General features: G+C 62.5%; 15 protein-coding genes and 2 tRNA genes. 6 read left to right on the top strand and 11 right to left on the bottom strand.

What is annotated here, in order from left to right:
- Positions 1-64 precede the first annotated feature (64 nt).
- From J2X44_RS11920 to J2X44_RS11900, 5 genes are all read right to left on the bottom strand, one after another.
- Complete coding sequence (locus J2X44_RS11920) at positions 65-1,870, bottom strand: NERD domain-containing protein (protein ID WP_310084220.1); 1,806 nt, start codon at positions 1,868-1,870, stop codon at positions 65-67.
- A gap of 531 nt (positions 1,871-2,401) precedes the next feature.
- Positions 2,402-3,526 carry a hypothetical protein gene (locus tag J2X44_RS11915; RefSeq protein WP_310084218.1) on the bottom strand — a complete coding sequence of 375 codons (1,125 nt, stop codon included), beginning with the start codon at positions 3,524-3,526 and terminating at the stop codon, positions 2,402-2,404.
- A gap of 88 nt (positions 3,527-3,614) precedes the next feature.
- Complete coding sequence (locus tag J2X44_RS11910) at positions 3,615-4,868, bottom strand: HEPN domain-containing protein (RefSeq protein ID WP_310249292.1); 1,254 nt, start codon at positions 4,866-4,868, stop codon at positions 3,615-3,617.
- A gap of 169 nt (positions 4,869-5,037) precedes the next feature.
- Entirely contained in the window at positions 5,038-5,988 is a 951-nt protein-coding gene (locus J2X44_RS11905; RefSeq protein WP_310084212.1) for a hypothetical protein, read from the bottom strand.
- 590 nt (positions 5,989-6,578) lie between these two features.
- Positions 6,579-6,669, bottom strand: a tRNA-Ser gene (locus tag J2X44_RS11900).
- A gap of 74 nt (positions 6,670-6,743) precedes the next feature.
- Between J2X44_RS11900 and J2X44_RS11895 the strand changes: the two genes are divergently transcribed.
- Positions 6,744-7,748, top strand: coding sequence for a peptidylprolyl isomerase (locus tag J2X44_RS11895; protein WP_310084210.1), 1,005 nt, complete (start codon positions 6,744-6,746; stop codon positions 7,746-7,748).
- A gap of 2 nt (positions 7,749-7,750) precedes the next feature.
- Complete coding sequence (locus tag J2X44_RS11890; RefSeq protein WP_310084207.1) at positions 7,751-8,065, top strand: DUF1905 domain-containing protein; 315 nt, start codon at positions 7,751-7,753, stop codon at positions 8,063-8,065.
- Here J2X44_RS11890 and J2X44_RS11885 read toward each other — a convergent pair.
- Positions 8,055-8,183: a hypothetical protein gene (locus J2X44_RS11885; RefSeq protein WP_310084204.1), complete on the bottom strand. Its 129-nt coding sequence runs from the start codon at positions 8,181-8,183 to the stop codon at positions 8,055-8,057. The genes J2X44_RS11890 and J2X44_RS11885 overlap by 11 nt on opposite strands.
- Positions 8,184-8,301: 118 nt before the next feature.
- Between J2X44_RS11885 and J2X44_RS11880 the strand changes: the two genes are divergently transcribed.
- A tRNA-Thr gene (locus J2X44_RS11880) sits at positions 8,302-8,376 on the top strand.
- Between the two features lie 7 nt (positions 8,377-8,383).
- Here J2X44_RS11880 and J2X44_RS11875 read toward each other — a convergent pair.
- A complete protein-coding gene (locus J2X44_RS11875; protein ID WP_310084201.1) occupies positions 8,384-9,262 on the bottom strand; it encodes a LysR substrate-binding domain-containing protein in 879 nt (292 codons plus the stop codon).
- 154 nt (positions 9,263-9,416) lie between these two features.
- On the opposite strand from J2X44_RS11875, the gene J2X44_RS11870 reads away from it, so the two are divergent.
- Positions 9,417-11,744 (top strand): CDC48 family AAA ATPase, encoded by a 2,328-nt coding sequence (locus J2X44_RS11870; protein ID WP_405053371.1) that lies wholly within the window; start codon positions 9,417-9,419, stop codon positions 11,742-11,744.
- Here the strand turns inward: J2X44_RS11870 and J2X44_RS11865 are convergent.
- Complete coding sequence (locus J2X44_RS11865; protein ID WP_310084199.1) at positions 11,741-13,051, bottom strand: MFS transporter; 1,311 nt, start codon at positions 13,049-13,051, stop codon at positions 11,741-11,743. The two genes, J2X44_RS11870 and J2X44_RS11865, sit on opposite strands and share 4 nt — an antisense overlap.
- A gap of 149 nt (positions 13,052-13,200) precedes the next feature.
- Between J2X44_RS11865 and J2X44_RS11860 the strand changes: the two genes are divergently transcribed.
- Positions 13,201-13,839, top strand: a complete 639-nt coding sequence (locus J2X44_RS11860) for a methyltransferase domain-containing protein (protein ID WP_310084196.1) — start codon at positions 13,201-13,203, stop codon at positions 13,837-13,839.
- Here the strand turns inward: J2X44_RS11860 and J2X44_RS11855 are convergent.
- Positions 13,836-15,032, bottom strand: coding sequence for a phosphatidylserine/phosphatidylglycerophosphate/cardiolipin synthase family protein (locus tag J2X44_RS11855; protein WP_310084191.1), 1,197 nt, complete (start codon positions 15,030-15,032; stop codon positions 13,836-13,838). The genes J2X44_RS11860 and J2X44_RS11855 overlap by 4 nt on opposite strands.
- Before the next feature lie 139 nt (positions 15,033-15,171).
- On the opposite strand from J2X44_RS11855, the gene rpoZ reads away from it, so the two are divergent.
- Positions 15,172-15,516: a DNA-directed RNA polymerase subunit omega gene (gene rpoZ, locus J2X44_RS11850; RefSeq protein WP_310084188.1), complete on the top strand. Its 345-nt coding sequence runs from the start codon at positions 15,172-15,174 to the stop codon at positions 15,514-15,516.
- A 239-nt stretch (positions 15,517-15,755) separates the two neighbouring features.
- Here rpoZ and J2X44_RS11845 read toward each other — a convergent pair whose 3' ends face one another.
- Both J2X44_RS11845 and J2X44_RS11840 read right to left on the bottom strand, forming a co-directional pair.
- On the bottom strand, positions 15,756-16,361 hold the full coding sequence (locus J2X44_RS11845) for a DUF3800 domain-containing protein (protein WP_310084185.1): 606 nt from the start codon (positions 16,359-16,361) through the stop codon (positions 15,756-15,758).
- A 19-nt stretch (positions 16,362-16,380) separates the two neighbouring features.
- Positions 16,381-16,881 carry a hypothetical protein gene (locus J2X44_RS11840; RefSeq protein WP_310084183.1) on the bottom strand — a complete coding sequence of 167 codons (501 nt, stop codon included), beginning with the start codon at positions 16,879-16,881 and terminating at the stop codon, positions 16,381-16,383.
- Positions 16,882-16,883 lie beyond the last annotated feature (2 nt).

Raw genomic sequence — 16,883 nt, 5'->3', positions numbered from 1 at the left:
CATTTTTCGCCAGTTCTCTGATCGACAGCAGGCGACCAGTTCAAGCCATCCTGCGACCGTCGCATCAGCGTCCGCTCACGCCGAAACCGGTCTTGCCTTCGGCTGAAACGTCATGGAAATTGGGCCACGTTCTCCCGAAATCCAGGAAGTCTGGTGACGAGCTTACGATCGTAAGTCGACTGCCCGCGATCGTATTCTTGAGCCGCGTAAGGCCGGTATATATGAGTGCTCGGCTTCCAGCATCGATCGAAGCTCCAGCCTGTATGACCAGCAACGGGGATTCCCAGCCCTTAAAGCTGTGAAGTGTCGTCGCCTTTATGCGCGCGTCACCCATGTAGAAGCCAACTTTCTGGCGCCTCCGCTCTTGCGTGTCTTGCGCAAAGGTGGACACGCTTCTGATGCCGTGTGATTCTAGCTCATCAACTACCTCGCTCCCGCTTGCTGTGTCGGACGCAAGGAAGGTAATATCCGCATTGGCGAAGCTACCCTCGCCGGTGAAATGCATCATGCGCAGCAGTTCTTCGACGCAGGCGGTGACCGAGTTTTCAGTCGCGCATTGTACCCATCGTAGCCGACAAGGTGCGAGTTCGAACGAGGCTTGCTGTGGAAGCGGTAGGTTGATCTCCGTATCCGGAAGGAAGCGCTCAGCGAAGTCTCGAATTAGCGGCACTGCGGATACGGGCAGCCGGTAGCTAACATCCAGATTAGCCCACGCACCTCTGAAGCCAGCTCCCGCCATAACATCGTCAGTCCATGCTCCAGCAGTCCCGTAAATGTCCTGTGTCGCGTCTGCCGCCATGAGCATCTCGCCGCCAGGCTTCAGAAACGTGCGCAGTGTGCTCCACCAAAGGGGACGGTAATCTTGTCCCTCATCGACAAGTATGGCGTCATAGCTCGGGGCCGCTGATTCAGCGGCCGATTGCCCTACCAGTTCCGGGAGGGCTGTCTCCATTACCGAGACAGGATCACCAGATTTCCAGAGTTCGTCGTAGGGTTCGGACCACCCCACGGTCTCGCAAACGTCCCTGCACCAACTGTGAAAGTTGACGAAAACAATATTCCGATAACTGGATCCAGATTTCAGCTCACGAACGACCAAGTCTCGCAGGTAATGCCATAGCGTGATGTTAAAAGTCGCTACGAGGACTGTCTTGCCTTCATCGGCAAGTCGGGCGGCGCGCGCAGCCAAAACCAGTGATTTCCCTGATCCCGCCGGACCCTTTATCCGCCTAAATCCACTCTCGGTTCTGGAGCCAGCGAACTGCTGCTGGCTAGCGTTCATTTCGAGGGGACGGCGTTGTGTCGCTGAGAAATCTGGTTCCATGAGCCAACCCCGAAGATCGTCGGCGAGCTCAGGACGCATCAGCATCGACGATTTGCGCGCAGATTCCGGGAAAACCTGAGAGATCAGCCCATTTGCGACCTCCTCTACACCGCTCAAGGGGGTATATTTCGCCGCAGCTTCCAGCTCACCGTGTTGCAAAAAAGGGGAGAAGAGAGAACGCAGGCGATTAATGCTAGCGAATGGGAATATAACGCCCGCCGTAATAGCGCCGAAGCCTTTGTCCTTAGGGAGCCTGGGGCAGTAAAGATTGTATATGGCTTCTCTGTAATATTCAACCTTTGGAAAGGGATTCTCGGATTGGCGGGAGAACTCCTTACCGTCCCGCCTAGCCCATAACTCCGGACGTTTCGTTCCTTTACGAACGAAATAGTCCATCGCATCAAGATTCCAGTCCTTCACCTCGAAGACCGCAATTCCAACCCTTGGATGCAAGAGGACGAAATCCGGCCGCAGGCCGTTGAGATGGGGCTGGACGTAGATTTCCCACTCGGGATCGAGCGTTTGATCAAACATTTCCAGCACCATGCTCTCGCCAGCCGTCAGCGGCTGTCGCAGCTTCGGCAAATCGACCAAAGGCGGTGAAATCAACCTTCCCAAACGAACCCTCGATTGCTGCTAAGCGAATGGCTCAGCGGATTAAGGCGCCGATGTTAACGTCAGCTAAGCATAGGTCAAAGGGTCGCAGATCTTTCTGATGCTTGGATAGCTTGAGGTTCGCGCGCAGTGCGAGAGTTTGGCTGTTCGCGCAGGACGTTCACCGTTTTATGGATGCTGCATTTTTAGGACCGAGTTGACCTTAGCCGTCGCACATCCGCTACTGCCGGAAGCTGACTTTCGCCCTTGGGCTGCGGATGGCCGCTAAGTCCCTTCTGCTGCCGATCGGGCTGGCGGTAGCCGACCAGAATACGACGTTCGAGGCTCGCGAGCGAATGGCAGCTCTCGTTCGTAAAGGCGAGGTTCCGCGCGACTTGATCTGCGATGCAATGGTGCGGCAGGCCTGGGAAGATAGGACGGCTTTGGGCGGCCAGATGCGCCCTCCACCTCCGCGATGAGCGATCAGCCCTGGCCTTGGGTCCAAGCGTGATAGGCTTCGCGCAGTTCGGCCTCGATCCGCGCGAGCTCGGCATCATAGACACGGACGTCAGTGGGCTGCTCGGCAATCTCCTGGGCGAGCACCACCATCTTCCAAGCGGCATAGTCGTGGAAGGGATTCAGCCCGACGACATTTCCAAGGAGCGGATCACTCGGATCAGGCGCTGCCAGGATCTGCGCGAACTTGCCGATCGCCGCGTTCAACTGCCAGTCCGATACGAACAGTATGAGGGCACACAAGGCCAGCAGCGCCGGCGGTGCGCCGTTCCACCGATATTCATCGGGCTTTGACCGGCGAAAATCCAGCCCGGAATTGCGTCCGATGAAGGTCGCGAGCTGGAGGGTCAGCTCATAGCTCGGCTTGAGCGCCGCTGGGTCAAACACCTCCTGGCCCGCGAAGCGGGCAACCAACTCCTTCGTGCGCGATTTGGTATCGCCGAGGCGCCTGCCGGACATGTGATCGAAAAGTGGCCAGAACTGCTCGGTGAATGCCTGACGGGTCGCCTGCTTCCAGTCGAAGCCAGGAAGTTGCGCCTGCACTGGGTGGAAGACCCATCGCTGGTAGAAGGGATGGCGCAGGAGCGCGGAGAGCCAGTCGACTGCCGTCGAATCAATGGCGATGGTAAAGCGGTTTGCCGCCTTAAGGTCGAAGAACCATTGCCGCATTCCACGGATCGCGGTCTGGTCGAAGATACCCTGTTCGATCCCCTTGCAGACGAGCTGGCCGATAAGCCGGGTCTCGATGGTCTTGGCACTTCCGAAGTCGACGAGACTTTCGGTCTGCCGCTCCTGGCCATCGGCCCCGTGGAACTCGCAAAAGCGGTGGTGGGCGTCCATGGCATTATCGCCGACGAAGCGAAAATGCGCCTGTCGGGTGCCGCCCCGTGCGCCCGCGGGCTTCGTTGCCCGCACAATCTGAGCGCCGCCCACGCCGCAGGACGAGCAGCGCACGTCGGTCCGGATCCAGACGCGCTGAGCGTCCGAGAGGTGATTCTCGCTCGCGTGCGGCGCGCCCTGCAGGATCAGGCGAGCGAGCTGGCCGACATCAAGTTCGCGTCTGAAGTGGTTCGAAAAGGCGGTGGTAGGCATCTGGAATAACTACCGACTTTGGCGCGTCATTTGAACGCAAGAATGAGCCGCACTTCGTTTTTCCGGTCGAGGACGCGCACGCATTGTATTATGCGTCACCTTCGTCCTCCCCCGGTTGCAAGGCGTCTCCGCCCATCACCAGGCTAGACCAATCCGGAAAGGCGCCACGAGCGAGGATCGCGGTGAAGATACGCGTGACGAGCGCATCAGCAGCATCGAGGTCTATGGTCGATCGTGACGACAAAACGCCGGAATGCACCGCTTGTGACCGAGCTCCATAGAGCGATTTCATGTCAGCGAAAATCGTCGCCCGCTCGGTCGGTGCTTGACCGAGAAGCCATGCCGCGCGGCTGCCGATCTTATGGGCAATTTCGGTATTGTTGGGGCTGTGGTCGTGCATCAGCACGATCTCGGACGCCATGCCGAGGTCGAGCGCGCGATCTACCGGGTTGATCGCCAGGCGCGAACGTCCCAGCCGGTCGATCGCGCGCGCCATGCTGGCGCCGCCCCGGAAGGTTGCGAGAAGACCATAGGCTCGCGCGACTGCCGCGCCCTCAACGGGAAATGCGACCAACGGCATCGCGGCGAACGGGCGCCCGGACTGATTGCCGTCTCCAGCAACGAACAGGCTCGCTCGATCCGGCTGCAGCAGCGAAAAAGGTAGCTCGACCGGACCGGTGCTGGCGAGGAGGCACGCCAGGCGCACTCGCTGGCGCACCTGATCACGGGCCGACGCAGCAGGTGTCGTCACACTCTCGCCGAGCGGCGCGCCGGTGCGGAGCTCGAATGCGGGCTCGACACGGTATTGATGGCACAGCACGCTCGTTCCTGACGGCACGGGCAGCATCTGGAATGGGATGCGGTGCATCAGCCCCTCGAAATAATCCTCGGGCTCTGCATCCAGTGTCACGCCGCCGCCCAAATCGACGGTAGCGTCTAGTTGCACGCCGAGGATTGCGCTCAGTTCGGAATAGTGTCCAACATTTCCGGCGATCTCTTCGCCAAAGGCAGCGAAAATCGCGGCAGCGTCGAGCTTCTCGACCAGACGATCAATCGCCCAATCGCCGAACCGGCCTTGCGCTATCGCCCCCCCGCCATCGCCAGTGAAAATCCAATTGTCACTATAGGCGTTGAACGGCGAGACTTGTTGAAGGGCGTCGCCAAGGGAACGACGTTTTTCATCGCGCCACAAAGCATAGTGCTTCCCGCGATGAATTTCAGCCAGTTCGCGCGCCGCTTCGTCGAGCAATTCTATTGCTTGAGCGTGCGTCAAATCCCCTCCCATCATAGCTATTCTGTCAACCGTAATGTCGAAATGACCGCCTTCGAGTTCGCCACTCACCTAGCGTCATGCCGTATCGTTGCCATATCTTCGTGGCTCCCTTCGAACTCCGGCGCTCATGCCGAAGTGCGACAAAAACGGTAAAATTGACGCGACGACTGGCTATGCAGAATAGCGACGCAGATGGTCTCTCTGACCACCTCGTACCGTGCCCACGGCCCCCGCGCCGCTACCTCTTCCTGCCGAAGAAAACTTTACGCGCCTCGTCCTCGTGAAGGTCGAACTTGGCGGTGTGATACTGGGACGGGGGAACGGCATCCGAGGTCATCTTGAACGGTAGTTCGTCGATGCAGATCTCCGAGATCAAGGCGGAGAAGTCCTTGTCGTAGCAGTCCGCCAGTACCTTCAGATTGGTCGAAGGGAAACTTTCCTTGAACTCCTTGTTGAACGGTGGCTGGAAGTGACGGATCAGCGACGCCTCGTAGAGGGTCACGCGTTCGGCGTCTGATGTCCCGAACAGCTTGTCTAAGCCCGCCGAGATGCGGGCGCTGCCGTCCTCCGTGGCCTGGGCCCAAGGGTTCATAAACGTGATCATGCGGTTGCCCGGCACGATTTCAAGCATGAGAAGCGTGAGTCGACGATCGGCGGGTACGCCCTTGACCGAGATCCGCTGCAGGGTCTCGTGCTTGAGCAGCCGGTCTAGGGCGTTGCGGGACCCGTCCTTGCCATAAGCCTGACCGATATAGAGTACCTCGAAGTGGACTGCGTCCTGTTCGTTATTTAACCGTTGCGCTATCTCGTCGTCAGAGGGCGCCCAGTAGCCGTCACCGTTCTTGATGAACCAGCCCCGCTCGGTCTCGACCATCTCGACGCCTTCAGGCATCGGCCAGGCGAGTTCATGACGTTTGCCGGCAACGAGCATACCGATGACAAGCTGCCCATTCTCAAGGCGTTGATCGATGGTCTCCATCGCCGGCATGGTGCCGATGACGTAGATGTGACACTTCGCGAGCTGCGGCTTGAACGCCGCCACAATCGTCTCCTCGTAGATTCCGAAGGCAGGCATGAGAACGAAGCTCGTCGCGTACATGTTGAGAGCGTGTTCGATATCGAATCGCTTGCCGCCGAACAGCTCGGCGGGATCGCGCTTCAGTTTTGTATCAGGTTGATTTTCAGCCATCCGCGGATTCTACTTGTACATGCCGGAGCGAAGCAAGTCACATTGCATCAGTGAAATCGGCTCGGTTAACTGACTGGACGAATGCCAGCTTCCCCGCATCAGGTATTTTGGAGTTGCCGGCCTGCAACCGGTCAGTCTTGCGCATTCATTGGGGGCAGCGTCGCAACTGAGTGAATGTCCGGTGCCGCCGAAACTGGCCATTGCCGATCATGCTTGGGAACGACCGTTTTGTCCCAAAGTCAGTCAGGCGCAATCCAGGCATCCGAAGACGAACGAACGGCGGGTTTCGTGATCAACCGCGCGATCGGTCAACGGCGACAATTGGGGTGCAAAGCAGACACTCTAAGGATCCAAACTTACACAAATCCTTACACAGTTTTCGGTTGTAGTCAAAAACATGCAGTGTTATCAATGTTATACGGAAGTCTCGCCGCACTCAAAATGCGGTTCCGCAAGGAGTGCTGGTTCGAGTCCGGCCAGGGGCACCATTTACGGTCAACCGCCGCCGCCAACCGGCGCCGCCGATCGTCCCCCCAAATTCAAACGATGCAGCGGGAAAAGCGCGGCAGGCATCGCCGCGGTGCGGCAGCTGGCGGAGCGGGTGGGATTCGAACCCACGATAGGCTTTTGACCTATACTCACTTTCCAGGCGAGCGCCTTCGACCACTCGGCCACCGCTCCGCATGCACTGGAAGGCGCGCCCTAATCGCTCGGCGGGGCTTTCGCAAGCCGGTTGAGCGTGGCAGACAGGCGGCATGAAACATCTGCTTCTGGCCGCCGCCGCGGCTTCACTCGTCGCCCCGGTCGCCGCGCAGGAGCTCACATCGATTCCGTCGCCCGGCGAGATCGCGGCCGCCGCGCCGGTCAGCGACTGGATTGCGATTGCGCCGTCCGACCTGCTGGTGATGGACCTGACGCCCGACGCCAAGAGCAAGCCGCGCCGCATCGTCATCCAGCTGATGCCCGCGCCTTTCAGCCAGGGGTGGATCGGCAACATCCGCAAACTCGCCGCCGCGCACTGGTGGGACGGGACGAGCGTCAACCGGGTGCAGGACAATTATGTCGTGCAATGGGGTGATGCGACCGAGAAGAAGGCACTGCCTGAGGGTTTAGTGACGGTGCCGGAGGGTCAGTATACGTCCGGCCTTTCCGAATGGCAGGCTCGCAATGCGGAGCGCGATGCAAAGCGTCAGCCGCGGCAGGCGTCGGCAATCTTGTTGCCGCGCGTCGAACCTGACCCCTATCCCGACTGGCATAGTCGCGACGCATATGCACAGTGGGCGGACTTCTATTCCGGCTGGCCGGTTGCCACTTCGGGATATGGCTGGGACCAAGTTTGGTGGCCCGTCCACTGCTATGGCATGGTCGGAGTCGGTCGCAACATGTCGCCCGACACCGGCAGCGGCGCCGAACTCTACACCGTGATCGGCCACGCCCCGCGCCATCTGGACCGGAATATCGCGCTGATCGGGCGCGTTGTCAGCGGCATCGAGCATCTGTCGAGCTTGCCGCGCGGAACCGGCGCGCTGGGATTCTATGAGATCGAAGCCGAGCGGGTGCCGATCGCCTCGATCCGCATCGCCACCGAACTCGCCGCTGCCGACCAGCCGCGATTTGAATATCTTTCAACCGAAAGCGACAGCTTCGCCCGCTACGCCGACGCGCGCACCAATCGCCGCGATCCTTTCTTCATCAAGCCTGCGGGTGGCGCCGACATCTGCAATATCCCGGTGCCCGTCCGCGCGACCGCCCCGAAATAGCGGTGGAGGATTTCACCGTCACCACGCCACTCTGGCGCTGGCAATCGGCGACCGCCCCGGCGGCGTGGTTTTTCGTCACCATTACCGGCGACGCCGCCGACGGCATCCGGATCGCGGCGATCAGCGGGCAGTGGCTGAACGGGCGGAAGGGCTTCGGGTCGGCGCGGGTCGATGCGGCCATCGGCGACACGCGCTGGCAGACGTCAGTGTTCCCACACAAGGAAAGCGGCGGCTGGTTGCTGCCGGTCAAAGCCGCGGTCCGCAAGGCCGAGGAGTTGGCCGAGGGTGATGCCGTGACCGTGACCGTCAGTCTTTAGGCGCGGTTTCAGCCTTGGCGCCGCGCGCCTGCGCCTTGCGCTTGCGCAGATTGTCGCGCAACGCCTCGGCCAGGCGGCGTTCGCGTTCGATGTCGGCGGGGGAAGGTGTTTTGCTCACCCGCCCACCCATGCGCCCGAATTTGCTATATCGTCAAGCCTGGCACCTTGACAGGCGACAGGCGCCCCGCCATAGGCCGCGCCTGCCCAGCGAACAGGCGTTTGCGGGCGTTTCGGTTGCTGCTGTAGCTCAGTGGTAGAGCGCGTCATTGGTAATGACGAGGTCGGGAGTTCAATCCTCCCCAGCAGCACCATCATCCTTCAGATCTTTGCTGCCAGCAACCAGTCGTGGAACAGTTTTACCGCGGGTTGGCGCAGCGCGCGCGGGCGGCAGACGAACCAGTAGCTGTACGGGCTGTCGACGTCGAAATCGAACAGACGGACGAGGCGCGGGTCGTGCGCGTCGTCGAAGTGGTGGCCGTGCATGAAGGCGACGCCGATGCCCTGCGCCGCGGCTTCGAGCATCAGCGGGCCCGAGTCGAAATAGTCGATGCCCGCGGGCTCGAGGTAGGGCATGCCGATTGCTTTTTTCCACTCGGTAAAGGTCTCGGGCATCTCGCGGTGGAGCAGGATGGTCGTGCGCTGCAATTGTTCGGGGACCGCGATCGGCCGGTCGGCGTCGGTCAGGTTGCGCGCCGCGATCGGGAACACCTTGTCCTGATCGAGCCGCGCCGCATAGAGTGCTGGGTCGATCGAGCGGGCGAGGGCGATCGCGGCGTCGATCCCGTCGCCCAGCCGCGCTTCGGCGTGGGACATCGTGTCGATGTCGATGTGCAGTTCGGGATGTTCGCGGCGCAGTTCAGGCAGGCGCGGGAACAGCCGCTGCTGCGCGAACAGTGGCAGCACATTGAGGTGCAGGCGCAGCGAGGCGTCGGGGCTGCCGACCTGACCGATGACGGTCCGGAGCTCATCCAGGATCGGCGCCAGCTGTTCCTGCAAGCTGCGCCCCGCCTCGGTCAGGCTGAGCCCGTGATGATGGCGGTTGAACAGCGGCCGCCCGACCGCATGTTCCAGCGTCTGGATGCGCCGCGACAGCGCCGGCATCGACAGGCCGAGTTCGATCGCAGCCGCCTTGACCGTGCCATGGCGGGCGACCTCGAGAAAGGCCTCCATGCTGCTGAGGGGAGGAAGGCGTGCCATATCGAGTGCCGATGATGACATGCCGCCGTGCGACTTGCCACAATTTTGTGCAGTGCGTCATAGGATTGCGCGAGCCGCGCCAAGCGCGAGGGGTCGCAAATCGGGAACGACCATCCTATCTTCGGCATAGTGACCTTTTTGACGGAGACGCGCCTTGGCCGATGCAGCGGTAAAAGAAAAGCAAGTGAAACTGCAGGTGGCGAATTCGCGCGCCGAAGAGAGCGGCGGCGGTATCGCGCGCATTCCGCGCTCGGCGATGGCCGAACTGGGCGTCACCGAGGGCGACATCATCCAGATCAGCGGCAAGCGCGAGACCGCGTCGCGCGTCGTCCTTCCCTATGCCGAGGATGAAGGGCTGGAGGTCATCCGGCTCGACGGTTTGCAGCGCGCGAATGCGGGCGCGGGCGCGGGCGACATGGTGATGCTGAGCCGCGTCGAAACGCGCCCGGCGAGCCGCGTGGTGTTCGCCCCGGCTCAGGAAAATCTGCGGCTGCAAGGATCGGCGAACGCGCTGAAACGCAGCTTTTTCGGGCGACCGCTGGTGGCCGGCGACACCGTCGCGACCGCCGGGCAGCAGCGGCTGGAATCGGGCGACATGCCGCCGCAATTGCGCCAGATGCTCAACGCGCCCGCCTATGCGCTGGCCGAGGTCCGCCTGATCGTCGTATCGGCGGCGCCCAAGGGCGTGGTGTTCATCGATGAAAATACCGAAATCGAACTGCTGCCCGAATATCAGGAGCCGCAGGACACGCGCCGCACCGATGTCACCTATGACGATCTGGGCGGGCTGGGCGAGACGATCGATCAGCTGCGCGAAATGGTCGAACTGCCGCTGCGTTACCCCGAGTTGTTCCGCCGTCTGGGCGTCGATCCGCCGCGCGGGGTGCTACTCCACGGGCCGCCGGGCACCGGCAAGACGCGGCTTGCCCGCGCCGTCGCCAACGAGAGCGAAGCACAATTTTTCCTGATCAACGGCCCCGAAATCATGGGGTCGGCCTATGGCGAATCCGAAAAGCGGCTGCGCGATATTTTCGAACAGGCCGCCAAGGCGGCGCCGTCGATCCTTTTCATCGACGAAATCGATTCGATCGCGCCCAAGCGCGGGCAGGTGACCGGCGAGGCCGAAAAGCGCCTCGTCGCCCAGTTGCTGACGCTGATGGATGGGCTGGAGCCACGCACCAATCTGGTAGTGATTGCGGCTACCAACCGTCCCGATGCAATCGATGAAGCGTTGCGCCGTCCGGGCCGCTTCGACCGCGAGATTGTCATCGGGGTGCCCGACGAGAGCGGACGCCGTGAGATTTTGGGGATCCACACCCGCGGTATGCCGCTGGCCATCGATGTCGATCTGGCCGAACTGGCGCGCACGACCTTTGGCTTTGTCGGCGCCGACATGGCGTCGCTGACGCGCGAGGCGGCGATCGAGGCGGTTCGCCGGATCATGCCCAAACTCGATCTGGCCGAAGGAACGATCCCGCCCGAGGTGCTGGAGGAATTGCGCGTGACGCGGGAGGATTTCAGCAATGCGTTAAAGCGCGTCCAGCCGTCGGCGATGCGCGAAGTGATGGTGCAGGCGCCTACGACGCGGTGGAGCGACATCGGCGGGCTGGACGCGGCGCGCGAAAAGCTGATCGAAGGGATCGAGCTGCCGCTCAAGCATCCCGAGGCGTTTCGTCGGCTGGGCATCCGACCTGCGAAGGGTTTCCTGCTCTATGGCCCGCCGGGAACCGGCAAGACGTTGCTGGCGAAAGCGGCGGCGCGCGAGTCCGACGCCAATTTTATTTCGATCAAATCGTCGGATCTGCTGTCGAAATGGTATGGCGAGAGCGAGCAGCAGATCGCGCGGCTGTTCGCCCGCGCCCGCGCGGTCGCGCCGACGATTATCTTTATCGACGAACTCGACAGCCTGGTGCCAGCGCGTGGCAGCGGCACGTCGGGCGAGCCCCAGGTCACTGAACGCGTCGTCAACACGATCCTGGCCGAGATGGACGGGATCGAGGAAATGCAGTCGGTCGTCGTTATCGGCGCGACCAACCGCCCGAACCTGATCGACCCGGCGTTGCTGCGGCCGGGGCGGCTTGACGAGCTGATCTATGTGTCGGTTCCCAACACCGAAGGGCGCCAGCGCATCCTGGAAATCCAGACCGGCAAAATGCCGCTCGCCGACGATGTCGATCTGGCGGTGCTGGCCGAAAAGTCTGATCGTTTCACCGGTGCGGACCTGGAGGATTTGACGCGGCGGGCGGGTTTGGCGGCGCTCAAGCGGTCGATCGACAGCGATCTGGTGACCATGGCCGATTTCGACGCTGCGATGAAGGATACCCGCGCGTCGGTGACCGAAGCGATGGAAAAGGATTATGAAAAAATCCAGGGCGAGATCAAGCAGGCGGCGATGAGCGTCAATCCGATCGGCTTCTTTGCGCCCGGGATGCTCAAACCCGTGCGCGAGCAAAAGCACACCGACGGTGCGGTGAAGGATTAAGCCGCGGGCTGGTCGAGCCGCAGTGCCGACCAGCCCCACAGCACCAGCCAGCCGCAAAATCCCGCCATCAGGCCATAGGCGACCATCGGGTGCCAGTTGTAGAGCAGCACGCCGATCGCGGGCGAGACGATATAGGCCGATCCATTGATCGACGCGGTCATGCCCGCGACGCTGCCCTGGTCGCGGCGCGGCACCGATAGGGAAGCGCCAGCGGTAAAGCCCGGGCGGAACAGGCCAAAGCCGAGCGAGGCGAGCGCGAAGCCGATGATGATGCCGTGCAGATCCTGCGACAGGCCGGTGATGATCAGCCCGGTGGCGCCGAGCGCGGAACCGATCAAGACCGCGGTCCGCGCCGATAGCTTGAGCAACGGGATCAGTCCCCATTGCGATAACAACGTCGCAAAAGCGCCGGCCATCAACACGATACCGGTCATCGCCGCGCCCTCGTCGGGATTGAGGCGCAGATCGAGCCGGTCGAGGATCAGGAAGCCGATGACGCCCAGCATCATCGCCTGCGCTTGCCCGCCGTATAACCCGGCGAGCAGCCACGGGCGAACGCGGGTGTCGGACCAGCGCAGCGGCGGGGCGCTGGCGGCGCCGGGATCGACGACATCGTGGTCGCTATCGTCGGTTGCCGTGGCGGGTGAACCCGCTGACGTCGGGTAGGCGACGATCGCGCCGCGCGCGGCGAACCGCGGCACATCGTCAGGCAGCCGCCAGCGGAGCATGATCAGAACGAGCAGGCCGATCAGGGCAAAGACGAGCAACGGACCGGCCAACCCGACGAACGGCAGGATGAAGAAGGGCGCGATCGCGGGACCGATCACCGTGCCAAGGCCGAAGGACGAGGAAACGAGCGACAAGGCCTGGGTGCGTTCCGCCGGGTCGGTGCGCGCCGCGACATAGGCCTGCACCGCGGGCGGCGCCGCCGACCCGAAGCCACCATACAGGCTGCGAAACAGGGCGAAAATGACGAAGGTGGTCCCGGCGGCGAGATAGCCTTGCAGCCCGGACCACAGCGCCACGCCGCACAGCGCCATCGACAGCATAAACCCTATCACCCCCAGCGCCATCAGCGCCTTGCGGCCGCGCTTGTCCGACTGGCGTGCCCAATAGGGAGCGGTCATCACCCACAATAACGCCGACCAGCTGAACGCCAGGCTGACCCACACGTCGGGGATATGCAGCTTGGCACCGATGGCGGGCAGGATTGACTGCATCGCGGTGTTGCCCGCGGCGGCAACCAGCATCACCGCGAACAGGATCGTCATGCGGTCGGCCGGGATCGCGCCCGATGTCTTTGCCATGGCCGATCCCTTTCGCCGCGCGGTCCCTGCAAGTCGGCTTTTCCCTACACGCCAGCGGCGACCTGTCCAGAGTCAAGACTGACTCTTTCCTTGCGCCTTGGCGCCGTTTTTGCCACGCCAGCGCCAACCGCAACAACGCGAAAGCCATCATGACCAATCCGCGGGCACAGGCCCAAGAAACGAAAGTGCCGCTGGCTCGCCGCCTTCGCGCACGCCTCAAACGCTTTTTCGGGCCGTGGGGCATGTTCGTCCGTGGCTTCATCAAGCATCCGGTCATGGTGGGGTCGATCGTCCCGTCGTCGCCGACGCTGATCCGTCATATGCTGCGGCCGGTCGATTGGAAAAATACCACGCTGTTTGTGGAATATGGTCCGGGGGTCGGCACCTTTTGCCGCCCGGTGCTCGAACGCATGGCGGGCGACGCGACATTGATCGCGATCGATACCAATGAAGATTTCATCGACTATTTGCGCAAGGACATCCGGGACAGCCGCTTTATCGCGGTCCATGGTTCGGCGTCCGACGTCGAGGCGATCATCGCGGCGCATGGGTTTGAAAAGGCCGACTATGTCCTCTCGGGCCTGCCCTTTTCGACGCTGCCCACCGGTGTCGGTCCGGCGATCGCCGCCGCGACGCACCGCGTGTTGCGCCCCGGGGGCGCGTTTCTGGTCTATCAATTCCGCGCTCGCGCCCGCGATTTCCTGGCGCCGCACTTTGCCCGCATCGACAATGCGTTCGAGTGGGTGAACGTGCCGCCCTGCTTCCTCTTCTGGGGCTGGAAGGACTAAACTTCCAGATCGGGATCGGTTTCGCCGAGCCCGAAGTTCAGCCGCCGCGACACGGTGTAGTCGGCGACACCGACGACAAACCACGCCAGCGTCCAGCGCAGCCGGGTCAGCCACCCGGCGCGCGCCTTGTGCACCGCGATCGTGATGTCGTCGCAGTCGTTCTGCTGCGCCGCGATAAACGCGCGCATCTGCGCCGCGAAACCGGCGTCGGCGACGCGCAGCATCACCTCGACATTCACGAACAGACTTCGCATGTCGAAATTGGCGGTGCCGACATAAACGACATCGTCGATGACGATCAGCTTCATGTGCAGCTTGCACGGCTGATATTCCCAGATCAGCGCGCGTTTGCGTAGCAGATAGCCATAGAGCAGCCGCGAGGCGCCGATCGTCGCCGCATTGTCGGACTTCGCCGCCATGATGAAGCGCGCGCGGCCATCGCGCGCGACCCGGCCGAGCCGCCGCAACATACCCTGGCCGGGCGAGAAATAGGCCATGACCATGTCGAGCTGGCGCGCGCCGGTTAGGTCGGTGCGCACCGCGCGCGCCCACGGCGAGAGCCGCTGGGTCGGGCCGCCGACCAGCCAGGTCACTGGTCCGCTATCCACCGGCCATTCGCGGATCAGGCGGCGCAGCATCAGCAACTTGCCGTCGTTGTTTAAAGTGTAATCGTGGATTTCGGCGAACCAGGCGACCATGCGCGCAACCGACGGGCCGCGCACGACGATACCCAAGTCGAACCAGCATTGGCCGGGCTGCGTTCCCAGATAGGGTGCGGCGATATTGAAACCGCCGGTCACCGCCACCGCTTCGTCAATCAGCAACAGTTTCTGGTGATTGCGGACCAGATAGCTTGACCGCCAGCGCCGAGAAAAAAAGGTGACGCTGCCGCCAGCTGCGCGCAGCGGGGCAAAGATGTCGTCGGACGTATCCGACGAGCCGAAACTGTCGATGACGGCGCGAACCTGAACCCCGCGCTGTGCCGCCGCCATCATCGCATCAAGGACGCGGGTTCCGGCGCCGTCATGCTCGAAAATATACATGACGATGTCGATGCTGCGGATCGCGCCGTTCAGCAGCGCGAGGATGCGTTCGAGCCGCTGGTCGCCGTCGACGATGACCTCCAGCCGGTGCCCGGCCACGTCTGCCGTCAGCTTGTCAGGGTCGTCGGCAGGGCAGGGCGCATCGGTCATCGTCCGCTCATAGGCATGGCGCTGCGAGCGCGGCAAGGGCAGGGCGTCGATTGACAGCGACGGGCCTTGCTGCTAGCGCGCAGCGCTTGCCGCCACGCCCCCAAAAAGGCTGGTCTCTCCGATATTCTAAGGAAACAACATGGCCCGCGTTACCGTCGAGGATTGCGTCGACAAGATTCCCAACCGTTTCGACCTGGTCCTGCTCTCCGCGCACCGGGCGCGCGAGATTTCGGGCGGCTCGGAACTGACCGTTGACCGCGACCGCGACAAGAACCCCGTCGTGGCCCTGCGCGAAATTGCCGAACAGACCGTGCGTCCGAAGGATCTGAAGGAAGTGCTGATCACGACGTTGCAGAAGGTCGTCGTTGACGATGACGATACGCCGGATGAAATCAGCTCGATCAGCCGCTCGGCAGAAGCGCTTCGCCTGACCGCCGCAGCCCCGCCGCGCAGCCCCGCGGGTGGTGGCAGCGACTTCGAATAACCGGCGCGACTGCCGACGACAAAAGGGGCCGCGGGAAACTGCGGCCCTTTTTTGTTGGGATGAGGTTTACGAAATGTCTCTTGGCGACCGGTTGCGTGCAAGCCGCCTTTTGAATTCCGTTCGTGTCGAGCGAAGTCGAGACACCCGGAAGTCCTGTGCTACCGATGGGTGTCTCGACTTCGCTCGACACGAGCGGAAATAGAGGACAGCCTGGAAACCACCCTAAACCAGCCATCGAGCTATGAAACCTGCGTCAACTCCGCCACGCGGATCGCTTTCGATGCCAGCATCGGTTCGATGATTTGCTCGATGCGGTGGGCGCGCGGCGAACCGACGGTGATGTTGAACAGGCTGTTGGCGATCACGTCGGCGATCTGGACACCGTCGCTGCGGCGGCTGTCGGCGAGCGAGGCGCGGCCCCACCCGCCTAGCCCGGCCTGAATGTCTTCGCGGACCTTGGCCAGGATCGACGCATCATAGCGGCCTTCATCGATCACCACATCGGTGCACACGCCGCCGGTTTCGGGCAGCCAGCGTCCGACCGCGAGATCGAGCAGGGCGGCGTAAAGCATCAGATCGCTCGGCAAGGTCCCGCCGGGGTTTTGCGCCAGCGTATCGCGCTTTGCTACCGCGACCCAGGCGCGGCCACCGGCGCGGTCGAACAGTTCGAGCAGATAGGCCCGCTCGACGATGCTGATCCGGCTGCCCTTCAACTCTCCGCGCAGGCCGGTGACGCTGCGAAATCGCGCGTGAATATCGGCCGCCGCCTGCGGCGTCAGCATCACCGCTGAAAAGGTCATCGCGCCCGCGTTGAGTCCGCCCGATTCGTCGCAGTAAATTATCATCGGCTTGCGCCGCGTGCGATCAACGGACGCGGCCGAAAAAGGCGACCGAGCGGCTTTGGCCGGGCGCCACCGCATCGGGCCACAGCCAGCGGACATGGGTGACATCGGCCGCCGCCGCGGCGCGGGGATCGGCACCGGATACCGGCATGGTCAGGCCCGCGAGCGCACCAAACGTCTTGCCGCCATCGACCGAAACCGAAAATCCGGCGGTGTCAGCGGTTTCGTCGAACACCAGACCTTCGGGGATGGGGTTGGTCAGATTCAGCCCGGCCGCGGGCGCGGCGCCATTGTTGGTGAAGGTCAAAGTCACCCGGATGCGGTCGCCGGGGACCACGACGTCAGGCGCGATATAGGATTTTGCGGGGGCGTGCCCGTCGGTTGTCGGGGTCAATTTTTCAAGTTCGATCTTGCTGGTCAGCGCGCCAGTGCCTTGCGCGGCGACGGGTATCGCAACGATCCCCATGCCGACGGCCATCGCCACAATTGGCATCGCCAGAATTTTCCACGCTTTACCGATCATCA

The organism is Sphingopyxis sp. BE259, from assembly GCF_031457495.1.
Lineage (GTDB): Bacteria > Pseudomonadota > Alphaproteobacteria > Sphingomonadales > Sphingomonadaceae > Sphingopyxis.
The sequence above is the reverse complement of the archived record's forward strand: the minus strand, read 5'-3'. Positions and strand labels throughout refer to the sequence as shown.